The 13,210-nt window shown below is 58.8% G+C and carries 12 protein-coding genes; 8 read left to right on the plus strand and 4 right to left on the minus strand.

Features of this window, described 5'->3' with window-relative positions:
* Positions 1-191 precede the first annotated feature (191 nt).
* Together HMPREF2547_RS00125 and HMPREF2547_RS00130 are read right to left on the minus strand one after the other, a co-directional pair.
* Positions 192-986, minus strand: a complete 795-nt coding sequence (locus HMPREF2547_RS00125) for a hypothetical protein (protein WP_141744316.1) — start codon at positions 984-986, stop codon at positions 192-194.
* Positions 987-1,587: 601 nt separating this feature from the next.
* Positions 1,588-2,316, minus strand: a complete 729-nt coding sequence (locus HMPREF2547_RS00130; protein WP_141744317.1) for a hypothetical protein — start codon at positions 2,314-2,316, stop codon at positions 1,588-1,590.
* 588 nt (positions 2,317-2,904) lie between these two features.
* On the opposite strand from HMPREF2547_RS00130, the gene HMPREF2547_RS00135 reads away from it, so the two are divergent.
* Positions 2,905-4,020, plus strand: coding sequence for an esterase/lipase family protein (locus tag HMPREF2547_RS00135; protein ID WP_070604358.1), 1,116 nt, complete (start codon positions 2,905-2,907; stop codon positions 4,018-4,020).
* Between the two features lie 55 nt (positions 4,021-4,075).
* On the opposite strand, the gene HMPREF2547_RS00140 is transcribed toward HMPREF2547_RS00135, so the two are convergent.
* Positions 4,076-4,816 (minus strand): LURP-one-related/scramblase family protein, encoded by a 741-nt coding sequence (locus HMPREF2547_RS00140; RefSeq protein ID WP_070604360.1) that lies wholly within the window; start codon positions 4,814-4,816, stop codon positions 4,076-4,078.
* Positions 4,817-4,859: 43 nt separating this feature from the next.
* Positions 4,860-5,378, minus strand: coding sequence for a type 1 glutamine amidotransferase domain-containing protein (locus HMPREF2547_RS00145; protein ID WP_070604382.1), 519 nt, complete (start codon positions 5,376-5,378; stop codon positions 4,860-4,862).
* Between the two features lie 267 nt (positions 5,379-5,645).
* On the opposite strand from HMPREF2547_RS00145, the gene HMPREF2547_RS00150 reads away from it, so the two are divergent.
* From HMPREF2547_RS00150 to HMPREF2547_RS00180, 7 genes are all read left to right on the plus strand, one after another.
* On the plus strand, positions 5,646-7,277 hold the full coding sequence (locus HMPREF2547_RS00150) for a CTP synthase (RefSeq protein WP_070604363.1): 1,632 nt from the start codon (positions 5,646-5,648) through the stop codon (positions 7,275-7,277).
* 48 nt (positions 7,278-7,325) lie between these two features.
* On the plus strand, positions 7,326-7,979 hold the full coding sequence (locus tag HMPREF2547_RS00155; RefSeq protein ID WP_070604365.1) for an NUDIX domain-containing protein: 654 nt from the start codon (positions 7,326-7,328) through the stop codon (positions 7,977-7,979).
* On the plus strand, positions 7,976-8,914 hold the full coding sequence (locus HMPREF2547_RS00160) for a site-specific tyrosine recombinase XerD (RefSeq protein WP_070604367.1): 939 nt from the start codon (positions 7,976-7,978) through the stop codon (positions 8,912-8,914). Before HMPREF2547_RS00155 ends, HMPREF2547_RS00160 begins: the two co-directional genes overlap by 4 nt.
* 64 nt (positions 8,915-8,978) lie before the next feature.
* Positions 8,979-9,854 (plus strand): ParA family protein, encoded by an 876-nt coding sequence (locus HMPREF2547_RS00165; RefSeq protein WP_070604369.1) that lies wholly within the window; start codon positions 8,979-8,981, stop codon positions 9,852-9,854.
* 3 nt (positions 9,855-9,857) lie between these two features.
* Complete coding sequence (locus HMPREF2547_RS00170; RefSeq protein ID WP_172954612.1) at positions 9,858-10,700, plus strand: segregation and condensation protein A; 843 nt, start codon at positions 9,858-9,860, stop codon at positions 10,698-10,700.
* 153 nt (positions 10,701-10,853) lie between these two features.
* A complete protein-coding gene (scpB, locus tag HMPREF2547_RS00175; protein ID WP_049189939.1) occupies positions 10,854-11,468 on the plus strand; it encodes an SMC-Scp complex subunit ScpB in 615 nt (204 codons plus the stop codon).
* 415 nt (positions 11,469-11,883) lie between these two features.
* Positions 11,884-13,044, plus strand: a complete 1,161-nt coding sequence (locus HMPREF2547_RS00180; protein WP_141744318.1) for a PDDEXK family nuclease — start codon at positions 11,884-11,886, stop codon at positions 13,042-13,044.
* The last annotated feature ends 166 nt before the right edge of the window (positions 13,045-13,210 follow it).

Raw genomic sequence — 13,210 nt, forward strand, 5'->3', positions numbered from 1 at the left:
TGTCGTCTCCCCGTTTCCGCAATTGCATCTAAAAAGAATGGGGTGTGAAGCGGGCGTGTAAATACCGTCCGAAAACGCCCGACCAATCAGGGTCAGGCTAATCATTATAGTTTGATAACCGAACGGCTCCGGCCCACTTCACAAGTTCTATTTTGTAGGAGGATTGTGCACTAAGTCAATCCGGTTTGGTATCAAAAGTGCTCGAGATTGTGAGTGTGGTTGTGGTTTTCTGACGCGGAAGGGTTAGCGGACTCATCAGCAGTTTCCGAAAGCACCGCCAACCGTTCATCCATGTGGTCGACTAATTGTTTTAGGTACCAATTTGAACGGTTCGTCGGATCAGCCAGCGATTCTCGAAGCTGTTCCACCCAGTCCAGGATAATTTTCATGCCAATGGGGCCGAGTGTGGGAGCATATGCCACCGGATCGAGCTTATAATCCCAGGCCTCTGCTAGACCGTCATAATTTATAAACCACTGAGCTAGTTCTGTGGGCGGCACCTTTGCAGCTGCGACAACTCTCGGGTGGATATCCAGAATTAGGTCTGCGCAGGCACCACCTATCTCGCAGCCGTCCCAGTCGTCCGCTAATTTGGCAATTTCGAGTGCGTCTTCCACTGCCTTGTTCGTGACATGAAGAATTTCTTCAAAATTAGGCCATGGTGCGGGGTCTTCGTTACGTTCTCTAGAGTCGACGGCATGATTGAGGGCGGATTCAATGTGCTCAACAGCCTTAGAGATTATTTCGCCCTGACTTATCTGGTCGTACTCCAGATGCCCATCTTTCGGTGGGGAGATTAGTTGATGAACCACCTCAGCAAACTGGTCGGCTCTGAGCAGTCGTGGCAAATTAAAAGGTGGCGGGGATGTTTCGTTGGACATGTTTCTTTTTCCTGTGGAATTTTTTATGGGTAGCTCAAGATGAGAAATGTGGGCCAAACGCACCGTCGTTAAGCGAAACATTAAGAGCGGTGATGTTTGCGCCATCTAGCGAGGTGTAGGCCCGTTAATATCGCGTCATCTAATTCAACATCGCGCGGCATTCTTTTTCTGAATATCCAGAGTTTAAGCAATTAGACCAGTCAATTTGTCCTTGAACCCATGGGGACGGCTCGTTGTTTTGTGGCTCTGGGGCAGTGTTTGTAGATGGGCCGTCATAGAAATTGTTGGCGCAATACTGTGTCCAGCCGGTAGTACCGTCTGTAAACCAGGTGGTGCCTTGCTCATAGAGGCCCTGCGAAGATTTGGCGCAATGCGAAATCGTCTTGTTTATAGCTGTTGGCTCGCCATTGGGCGCGCCGGTGTAACCAGTGGGTTTGGAACTTTCCGTCGTTCGGGTTGTGGTAGTCGACGGGGCAGGGGTCTTGGTGGTGGATTGCGTCGTCGATTCCGTACTGCTTTCTGGGCTGGTGACAGCTTTGGTAACTGTAGTCGGCTCCGGTGCTTTTTCTGGTTCTCCGTTGGAGCAAGCCGAAAGGCATAGTGCAGGAATTGTAAGTGCAAGGGCGAAAATATGTCGTTTGTGCATGTGAAATACCTTAATGTAAGTGCAGGCGAAAAGGTGTTTTGTTTGTTGTACGGGCCAGCGTCATCTATCCCGGATCTGCCACCTGCGTGGCCTCCATGTTTGTGGGCGCCAATTAGATGGAAAGAACCGAGTTATCCACCAACTCCGTGGCCACCAGCGACGAGGAATTACGTCTGAATACCCGGGGTGTTCTGACACGAGAGTTCGAATCTCCTTGTCGTCAACACCGAGGTCGTGAAGTTCGGCTATCAACGCCTCAATTTCCTTCCTGCGAATATCGGGATCCCATGATCCTGGCAGTTCGAAGTAATCCTGGAACAGGCGTTTTACCTCATCGGTGATTCGGGCATCGTCAACGACTCCGTGGCATTGGCTCGCCTTATCCAATATTGACTCCGCCAATGTGCGACCTCCCTGGCACGAAGGGGAGTATGTCATGGGGAGCATTTTGAGCTCGTAGTAGCAATCCGGTTCCAATAGGTCTGGGTTTATTGCCACACCAGGTTCGGGCCACAGGTCTTCTTCGAGACTGGGGCGTTCTGCCAGCATTGTTGCGACGCCGAAGCAGACGTGTGCACACGACTTCCTTGTACGGAAGTCATCGCACTGACATGAAGTGCAGCCAGGAAAAGTGAACCCATCAACCTGGACCTCAAAATCATCGACGGTGATGCGGTAGACACCAGCTGCAACCTCGACCAACGGGGATTGCGCTGAAAGCTTCTGTGCCGACTCGATGACATCTTCTGCGAAAAACGCCCTAATAATTGGCGAATCAAACGTGGTCATGCACTGAACGGTAGTAAGAAGGCCGGATTGGGAATTAGGTCTATTAGAACGACTGTTCTCGTTTTCGTCCTTGGGAAGCCAGCAGTTTCCCAGGACTTGGCTGCGTCGCAGCCTGCATTTACACGCCAGTATGTCGGTGCTAGTGGTCATTGTGGCCGCGAACTCATTGCTGTTCATAATGTTTGAGCATGCGGGCATTCATGATCCGTTAGTGCCGGAGTATTCAGGTGCTGGAATCGCATTTTCCTTGCTTTCCCTCAGCTGGGTCCTGAATCGGTACTTGAGCAAGTTCCTGGCCCTGCAGGTCTCGAGCTATTTTGCAGTTGCTGTCGGCGCTGTATGCACGGGATGGAGCGGAAGTCACTCGCGTTTCGGACTGTAACCGAAATCACTCTAATAACCTACGGAGCTGTAGGTGAATCGCGTTATAGTTATATTTAGATTACATTTTATTAACCCCTTTGAGGGGCTTTAGTTGGCCGCTTTTCAGGGTACGATTGCGATTCATAGCCTGTTTTTTGCTCTTGCCCATGCCGTAGTTCTTATTGGAACCGTTTTACTATTCACTGCTCTAGGCAAGGAGTAATCATGGGCACTCAACGAGCATTTGCAAAGCTGGCACGGTCAGCCACGGCACTGTTGGCTGCAGCTGGTGTCGCTCTGGTGGCGGCTCCCATCGCGGCTGCCGCACCGGCTTCGGCAACTGATAATGATCAGGTCCTGTCCTGGACTGAAATGGGTGAGTGGGGTCCAAAGGCAAATGATTTCCCCACTGTCATGGTCAACCAGGGGATGACGGAAAACATCAGCCCAGAGGGCACGAATGTGCAGTGTGTTCCTGCTCCTGGTGAGAATCCGGTGGTCATGATCCACGGCATGAACTCGAACGCCTACCAGACCTATGCCCGCATGGCACCGGAGCTAAAGGCAATGGGGAAGTGTCTGTACGCATTTAACGTCGGCAAGCTAGGCCCTGATGAGTTTTCGGTGCTGGGATCTATTCCAACCATGCGCAACATGACCCCGCTGGACACCGCCTTGGCTGAGCTGACTGCAAAGATTGACACCCTCAAGGCTGAAACTGGTGCTACCTCCGTCGATATTGTTGGTCACTCTGCTGGTGGTACCTTGGCTGCCGCTTACGCCAAGCAGGAGCAGGGCCGGGGTGTAGGCACGGTAGTGTCCCTGGCGGGCGTCCTGCACGGCACATCGCTGCTCGGTATCTCCTATGGTTTGGAGCAGCTCGACCAGTTCGACAATGCTGGCAATAAGGCTTCGGGGTATATTGTCAGCCCGAGCCTGGTGGATCTGCTGCAGCATAGCGAGTTCATGGCCAAGATGAATGAAGGCGGTCTGGAGCAGCCACGTGTCAACTATGTTGCAATTTCTACCCAGGTTGATGAAGCCGTCACTCCAATGGCTGCAAGCCAGTGGCAGGCACCAACGTCCAACAACATTCTGCTGCAGGATGGGTGCTCTGCGGACCTGTCGGGTCACATCGGACTGACTTTCTCGCCACGGGCAATTGGGCTGGTAGCTAACGCGCTGGGGCGCAATGTTGAGGTTCCATGTGTACCGGTAACCGCCGTTGTGGAAGGCGGCATCAATGACAATGCCGGTGTTCGCCCAGAACATGTCAATGCCGTTTCTGATGGCATCACGGAAATCGACGGACGTATTGCTCAGGCTGCGGAATCGCGGTAGCGATAGTCGCGAGCAGTAGCTCTTGATAAAAGGCGCGAGCCGACAGTGAAATCAGCTAGTCGGATTGCGCCTTTTTCGCCATCAAATCCAGGGCAATGGCGGCACCAATGATCGCCACGCGCAATTGTGGCGGCAAATCATCTTTGAGCTGGAGCATGTAACGCTCATTGCCGGATAGGAAATTTGTAAACCCCGACCACTTTCGTGACATCTGGGCGACTCTGACGTCGTTGATCATAAAAGTGGCGTCGTAATGCCAGACGTCGCCGTCGACCTCGCAATTGGCAAAACCGGGGATGGAAATCTCCAGTCGCCGCTTAAAGAACGCAAACTTCTGCTGAATAGTTGCCAATAGGCGCGATGAGTCTGCTCCAACCTGCTGCTTGCCTTCAGAGGATGTCGCCTGCGGGTCGGGGTAGTAGACCTCGTAGCTGTCAAGGGCGAAATCGGTCGGATCGGTAATAACAAACACCGGAGTGCCGTCTGGTTCGGACACTGTCAGACGACGAGAGCCCATAAACATGCGGCTCAGCGTGCCGCCAGTAGTTTCAATCTTGCCGACGCAATTGCCCTCGGTATCCAGGATGTCGAAATCATCCGCCATGAAGTTTCGAATCTGCTGGATAACGATAGTGTTGTGCGAGAGCAATCCCTGGTAGTGCCCTTGCTGTGGCGGAAGCTGTTCAGGTGCGGGAGGTTGCTCAGCCGCGGAGGGCTGCTGAGCGGAAGTATCTTCCGCATCATTTTGTGGGATCTGATTCCACAGTGACTTTGGATTATCCCAATACGAAGTCATGGCAACAGCCTTCCTTTGATGAGTCTTGGGGCAGGCGAGTGGGTTAGAAGTTCTCTACGAGCGCCTTGTTGAAAGCCTCAAGGTCAGCCGGGGTGCGGGAGGAAATCAGGTTGCCGTCAACGACAACTTCCTCATCGACCCAGTTGGCGCCAGCGTTCACCAGGTCGGTCTTGACGCTGATGTAGGAGGTAATCGTGCGGCCCTTCAGCGCATCCGCGTCGGTGAGAATCCAACCGCCGTGGCAAATCACGCCGATTGGCTTGTTAGCTGCGGCGAATCCCTTCACTAGGGCCACGGCATCCTTATCGATGCGAATCTGGTCAGCGTTAATGGTGCCGCCCGGCAGGATCAGAGCATCGTAATCATCGGCAGAAACGCTGCTGGTCAGCTTATCGACTTCCACCTTCGTGCCATTCTTGCCCTCAATGGAGCCTTCTTCGGTGGAGATAATGTGCACGGTCGCACCGGCGTCCTTCACGGCCTCAGCCGGGCTCGTCAGCTCGGAGTCCTCAAATCCGTTGGTGGCCAATACTGCAATGGTCTTATTCGCTAAATCAGTCATGGCCCCGAGGGTAACGGCATCGTCGCGTTTCTGCATTGATGCACCGCAGGCATGGTTCGGGCCGGGGGGGTAGCCCCGATTCCGGCAACGCACCGCAACCGCAGCTGAAGTCTTGATTGGCTTCACGCACTGCAACCGTGGCTGCAGCTATGGACGTCGTCAAGCTTTGTGGAAAACCCGAGAAAGTTACCCAAATATGAAATAAACATCCGCCATTGTGAAAAGTCGCTTGCGTTCATACCCGCGTAGGCGATATTCTGAAGTCCCGTGGTTACGAAATACATCATCGTTACAGGAGGCGTTGCCTCCTCCCTCGGCAAAGGCTTAACTGCGGCTTCGCTCGGCCGCCTGCTCACCTCGCGTGGTCTGAAAGTGACTATGCAAAAGCTCGATCCCTACCTCAACGTGGATCCGGGCACCATGAACCCCTTCCAGCACGGCGAGGTCTTCGTCACCGAAGACGGCGCAGAGACCGACCTCGACCTGGGGCATTACGAGCGCTTCCTCGACCGCAACCTCTCCGCCGGCGGCAACGTCACCACCGGCAAGGTCTACTCCTCGGTCATCGCCAAGGAGCGCCGCGGCGAATTCCTCGGCCAGACCGTCCAGGTCATCCCGCACATCACCGACGAGATCAAATCCCGCATCGTCGCTATGGGCAATGCCGACGCGAACGGCGAAAAGCCCGACGTGGTCATCACCGAAATCGGCGGCACCGTCGGCGATATCGAATCGCAGCCCTTCCTGGAAGCCGCACGACAAGTGCGTCACGACGTCGGCCGCGAAAACGTCTTCTACCTACACGTGTCGCTGGTTCCATACCTCGGCCCCTCCAAGGAACTGAAGACCAAGCCCACTCAGCACTCGGTGGCTGAACTTCGCTCGATTGGCCTGGTTCCCGATGCCGTCGTTTTGCGATGCGACCGCGACGTCCCCGACTCCCTCAAGAACAAGATCGCGTTGATGTGCGACATCGACCGCGAGGGCGTGGTGTCCTGCCCGGATGCGCCGAGTATCTACGACATCCCGAAGGTTCTCTACGACGAGCACCTGGACACCTTCATCATCCGCCGCCTGAACCTGCCGTTCCGGGACATGGATTGGGTCGTGTGGGGAGACCTGCTTGAGCGCGTTCACAACCCGAAGGGCGAGGTGACGGTGGCGCTCGTCGGAAAGTACATTGATCTGCCGGACGCCTACCTGTCCGTCGCGGAAGCTGTGCGTGCCGCCGGTTTTGCTCACCGCGTGAAGGCGAACATCCGCTGGGTCGCCTCCGATGACTGCGAAACCCTCGAGAGGCTGAAGAAGAATATGGCCGGCGTGGACGCGATCGTCATCCCCGGCGGCTTCGGCGGTCGCGGCATCGAAGGCAAGATCGCGACCATCCGCTACGCCAAGGAAACCGGCACGCCACTGCTGGGAATCTGCCTGGGCATGCAGTGTGTCGTCATCGAGGCGGCGCGCACCGCAGGCGTTGAAGGTGCGTCCTCGACCGAGTTCGACGAGAACGCGGCCGAGCCGGTCATCGCCACGATGGAGGAACAGCTCCAGGCCGTCTCTGGAGAGGCTGACCTGGGCGGATCCATGCGCCTGGGCTCCTACCCGGCGAAGCTTGCCGAAGACTCCGTTGTCGCCGGCCTCTACGGCACCACCGATGTCACCGAGCGCCACCGCCACCGCTACGAGGTCAACAACGCCTACCGCGCGCAGCTCGAAGAGGCAGGCCTGGTCATCTCGGGTACCTCGCCGGACGGCAAACTCGTCGAATTCGTCGAATACCCCACGGACGTGCACCCATACCTCGTGGCCACCCAGGCGCACCCGGAGCTGAAGTCACGCCCCACCAACGCCCATCCGCTTTTCGACGGCCTCATCGCCGCAGCCCTCAAGCGCAACTAGCCCTGACTCCGCGAGGGCCAATCCGGCCTACCTATTAGAGTGAAGCTCATGGCGCACCAATTTGACGTTGTCGATTCCGAGATTGTTCTCGAGGCACCTATCATCGCGGTCCGCCGCGACCAGGTGCGAATGCCGGGTGGGAAAGTATCCGCCCGCGAGATCGTGGAGCATTTCGGCGCTGTTGCAGTCGTTGCCGCAGATGAGGATAACCGCCTCTACCTGCTGAATCAGTGGCGGCAGGCGGCAGGGAAGCGCCTGGTGGAGTTACCGGCCGGGCTTCTCGATGTCGCGGACGAGGACCCACTGGAGGCCGCCAAGCGGGAGCTGGTTGAGGAAGCCGGACTGGAGGCCGAGTCCTGGTCCCTGCTTACCGACATGTTCAGCTCGCCCGGCTTTGCAGAGGAAGCGGTTCGGATTTATCTGGCCCGGGGTCTCCGTGCCGTCGATAAGCCGGAAGCCCACGATGAGGAAGCGGACATGACTGCGTCGTGGGTTCCGGTCGAGGAGGCGGTGGCGATGGCGCTGCGCGGAGAGATCCTCAACGGCATCGCGCTGTCCGGCATTTTGCTGGCGGCGGAGGTGCTGCTGCGGGATGCGACGCCGCGCTCGGTCGCGGAGCCGTTCGACATTCGACCGACGGCTCTGGCGAACCGCCGGACGGAGCAGCTCGGCGCCGGCGCGGACCTGAAACGCATCCGATGAGTTCGATTGATTCGCTAGTCGACGCCTTCGTGACCTACCTCGCGGTGGAAAAGGGCCTGTCGGCGAATACGCTCGCCAGTTATAAGCGCGACTTGGAGAAGTACTGCACCTACCTGCGGGAGATTGGGCGGGTGGAATTGGCGCAGGTCACCGAGCAGGATGTGACGGAGTTCCTGGCGTATCTCGCGCGGGGAGATAAGTCGGCGGGCAGGCCGGCACTGGCCCCGACCTCGGTGACGCGGTCGCTGTCGGCCGTGCGGAGCTTCCACAAGTTTGCGGTGGGTGAGGGCGCGTTGGATGTGGATGTCGCCAAGCGGGTGGCGCCGCCGAAGCAGCCCTCGCGGTATCCGAAGGCGCTCAGCGTTGATGAGGTCACCCGGCTTATCGAGTCCATCCCCGACGATGAGACCGCTGACGTGACGGATTTGCGCAACCGTGCACTGGTGGAGTTTTTGTACTCGACAGGAGCGCGCGTTTCCGAGGTCACCGGCCTGGATATCGATGACGTGGACCGCGAAACCAACCTCGTGCTGCTGCGCGGCAAGGGCGGCAAGGAGCGCATCGTGCCCGTGGGATCGCCGGCTATGGCGGCGCTGGATGCGTGGCTGACACGCGGGCGGCCGAGCTGGGTACGGGCGAACTCCGGGCCGGCGCTGTTTATTAACTCGCTGGGGCGCAGGCTGTCTCGGCAGTCGGCGGGAAATACACTGACGGAGCTAGGCGAGCGCGCCGGGCTGAGCGTGAGAATCTCCCCGCACACCCTGCGCCACAGTTTCGGCACACACCTCATTGAGGGCGGTGCCGATGTGCGCGTGGTCCAGGAGCTGCTTGGGCACGCCTCGGTGACGACGACTCAGATTTACACCATGATTACCGCGGAGAATATGCGACGAGTCTGGGCGGGGGCTCACCCACGGGCTGAATACTCGCGGTAATATGTGGCGGTAATATATCGCGCAGTAGAATTGATGAGAAATCTTCAAGGAAGAGGGATTGACTGTGGCTGAAGAAGGGTTGTTTGAGGCCGATCGAGTTGAACTCGGTCTCACCGGTCGTCCGGCACGTGAGCTGCCGGAGCCCGCACCCCTGAACAGTCACGGCCCTGCAGTCATCCTGGCAATGTGTAACCAGAAGGGTGGCGTGGGTAAGACCACCTCGACCATTAACCTGGGTGCGGCGCTGGCGGAGTTCGGTCGTAAAGTCCTGCTCGTTGACTTGGACCCGCAAGGCGCACTATCCGCCGGTCTTGGTGTTCCCCATGAGGAACTCGACCTGACCGTCTACAACCTCATCGTCGATGACACCACCGACGTTCGCGATGCCATCCACCACACCAAGGTCTCCGGCCTGGACCTCGTTCCGGCCAACATCGACCTGTCGGCTGCGGAGATTCAGCTTGTCAACGAAGTCGGCCGCGAGCAGGCCCTCGGACGCGCGCTGCGCCCAGTGATGAATGACTACGACTTCATCATCATTGACTGCCAGCCGTCGCTAGGCCTGTTGACTGTCAATGCGCTGACCATCTCCGAGGGCGTCATCATCCCAATGGTGGCGGAGTACTTCTCCCTGCGCGGTCTGGCACTACTCACCGACACGGTGGCCAAGGTCCGCGACCGCCTGAACTTCAACCTGGAAGTCTCGGGCATTTTGGTCACCATGTTTGACCGCCGGACCCGCCACGCCAAAGAAGTCATGGAACGCCTCATCGAGGTCTTCGGTGACAAGGTCTTCGACACGGTCATCACCCGTACCGTCCGCTTCCCGGAAACCTCCGTCGCCGGCGAGCCCATCATCACCTGGGCACCGAACACCCCAGCTGCGGCACAGTACCGCAACCTGGCCCGCGAGGTCATCGAGCGCAAAGGCCGCAAATAATAGGTGACTTCCCCGGATAGTTACACTCCCGAACCGTCGTCAAGCGAGGGCGTGCAGGAAGAGATCACCGGCTTCCGCGTCGCGCTCGCGAACTTCAACGGGCCTTTCGACCTGCTGCTGCAGCTAATCAGCAGCAAAAAGATGGACGTCACCGAGGTCGCGCTGGCGGCGGTCACCGACGAGTTCATCTCGTACACGCGCAGCCTCGACGCAGTCAGCGACCTCGACGAAATCACCGAATTCCTCGTCGTGGCAGCGACGCTGCTCGACCTCAAGACCGCACGACTTCTGCCGCGTGGCGACGTCGACAGCGAAGAAGACCTCGAACTGCTAGAAGCACGCGACCTGCTGTTCGCCCGACTGCTGCAGTACCAGGCGTATGGCAAGGTAGCCGACCAATTCGAGGAGTGGCAGAAGACCGCGCCGCGGCGCTATCCGCGAGCTGTGGGGCCGGACAAGCAGTTCGAGGAGCTGCTGCCGCCCGTGCGCCTGGGCATGACTCTCGGGGAGTTTGCCGAGTTTGCGGCCGTCGTGATGCGGCCGAAGCCGCCGGAGGAAGTTGGCGTCGGACACATCCACGGTGTGCCCGTGTCCGTGCCTGAGCAGGCGGGCAAGATTCTGGACTCGCTGCGGCTGGCAGGCGAGGGGACCTGGCTGACGTTTACGCAGCTGACCTCGGAGTGCCGCGTGTCCATGGAAGTTGTCGGACGGTTCCTGGCGCTGCTGGAGCTCTACCGAGCCAAGGCGATCGGTGTGGAGCAGGAGGAGGCGCTGGAGGAAATCCACGTGGCCTGGACCGGGCTGGACGTGGACCCGGCCGTCGTGGCGGCGGCGAACTGGGAGTAGGTGGCTGGGCTGGCTGTTGGGCGTGGGCTGTTGAGCGTGGGCTTGGTCGGGCGTGGGCTTGGTCGGGCGTGGGCTTGGTTGGGCTGGCGCTAACAGCTGATTAGCGCCCGGCCAATTAGCGCCCGGCGCGGGAGGTTGCGTAATCTGACGCGCATGAGCGAAACCAGTTCCGCACCATCCGAGCAGGCCGTGGAGCCCGTGTCTGCTTCTTCGGCGCAATTGCCGCCCATTGACCCGTTGCGAGCAGGCGTGGAGTCGATTCTGCTGGTAGTCGATACGCCGGTGGCGGCGGAGGATATGGCGCGGGCGCTGGATGTTTCCGCAAGTGATGTCCGTGACGTGCTTCGCGAGATCGAGTACGAATACCGTGCACGTCGCAGCGGCATTGAGCTGCGTGAAACGGATGAGGGCTGGCGCTTCTACACGGCTCCCGCGCACGCCAGCGCGGTGGAGCGATTCTTGCTGGATGGCTCGCAGTCGAAGCTCTCACGTGCAGCTATGGAGACGCTGGCAGTGGTGGCTTACCGACAGCCGGCCACGCGTGCGCAGGTCTCCGGTGTACGCGGTGTCAATGTCGATGGGGTGATGCGCACGCTGGTCGCGCGCGGTCTGATTGCGGAGTCCGGAGAGGACCCGGCAACCGGTGCGCATTTGTACGTTACGACGACGCTGTTCCTGGAGCTTTTGGGGATTGATTCGCTGGACCAGCTGCCTGATTTGGCTCCGCTGCTGCCTGAGGTCGACTTGATCGACGAGCCGTTGGACTAGGTGGGGTTCTGGGGCGGTTGGACAGGGGGCCTAGCTGGGCCGCGGGGCTGCGGGGCTGCGGGGCTCGCTCCATCGGCTAACCCACTTCACGACACGCGTGTCACCTCATGCCACCTCCACAGCTGCCACGAGGTGACGTGGGTGTCGTGAAGTCGCATTCCGGGCTGGGTATGCTGCTCGCTACAGCTCACTGCGAGCCTTTGCACCCACCACACCCACACCGCACACCACACCCACCACACACACCACACGCATTGTGGATAACTCCCGAAAACTGCAAACTATCCACAGTCGATGCCAAATCGATGCCTCCTGAGTCTCCGTGTGAGCCCAAAAATGAGAACGTAGCACTCGCAAGCACTCGCAAACACTCACAAACCCACAAACACTCACATCACCACCCACCAACCAGCAGTTGCCTGGACCTCAGGAGCGCAATCCGATGCCGCAGTGGATCTACGACGCCGACGACATCATCCGTACCGGCCAGCAGCGCGAATGCGCCCGCCCCAGCACATTCGCAATTTCCCGAATCGGCCAGCACTCCGACCGAGATCTCCGCCAGCGAGCCAAAAGCGGCAGCCTCCTGTGGCTCGCACACGGCGCGTACGTGCCGGTCGACAGGTGGCTCACCCTAAACAGCACCGAACGTTACATCCTGGAAATCAAAGCGCTCGTCCATCGCGGCACCACCACCGTAGTCACCCGCGATGCCGCCGCTGCTCTCCACGGTTTACCTCTACTTACGCACAACACTCCCATCGCAATCGCCAACTCCGGCCGCACGCGCGGGCAATCGCGAAGCACACCGAATGGCCCGTACCAGCCGCACAAACGCCTCATCCGCGTCTCCGGCCGGATTCTCCCCGAGGACATCGTAGAAATCGATGGCCGCCTCGTCACCGATGTCCCAAAGTCCGTCATCGACGTCTGCCGTTCCCGCACTCCGCACAATGCACTAGTGCTTGCCGACGCCGCCCTCCAGCGCCACACCGACACCGAGGAGCTGTTGGCCACGTTGGCTGCATATCCGCGTGCTCCGGGAAATGCACAGGCCAGGAGATTGTTGGGGCAAGCGACAGCGTCGTCGGAAAGCATTGGGGAATCGCTCACTAAAGAAGCAATCGTCCAGGCGGGGCTAGCTGCTGTCGACGATTCTCGGGCTCCGTTGCTTCAGCAGGTTTCCTTTCGGGATGATCGTGGCTTCATCGCACGCGTGGACTTTTACCTGCCCGAACTTGGGCTGGTCGTCGAGTTCGACGGCCGTATGAAATACACCGACGGTGGAGTCGCGGACACGCAGGTGGCAATCGCAAAGGAGCTGGAGCGCGAAAAGCGCCTGAAGAACCTCGGGTTGAATGTCATCCGGATCGTCTGGTCACAGCTTTTCGACGGCTCCGCCGTAGCCACCTTGCGGCAAGCAGCCGCGGAAATCCGGCGTCACCTAGCAAATGGTGGTAGTTGCTATCGCGGTAACTACGCCTTCGCGCGGCAGCCCATCACGATCACAGGTAAGGCGGCCGAGTTGGCCATGCGTCGCCGACGGGTGTGGAGCAAAGCGGGGCGGCTGTACTAGGCGGCGTCGGCACCGCTCTCGGCCCGCTTCCACAGGCCCTAAGTCCACTTCACGACACGAGTGTCACCTCATGCCACCTCCACAGCTGCCACGAGGTGACATGGGTGTCGTAAAGTCACTGAGACTGTCTGTAATCCTTGCGAGAAGCTCCACCACCAACCCCGAA

The organism is Corynebacterium sp. HMSC055G02, from assembly GCF_001809065.1.
Taxonomy (GTDB): Bacteria; Actinomycetota; Actinomycetes; order Mycobacteriales; family Mycobacteriaceae; genus Corynebacterium; species Corynebacterium jeikeium_D.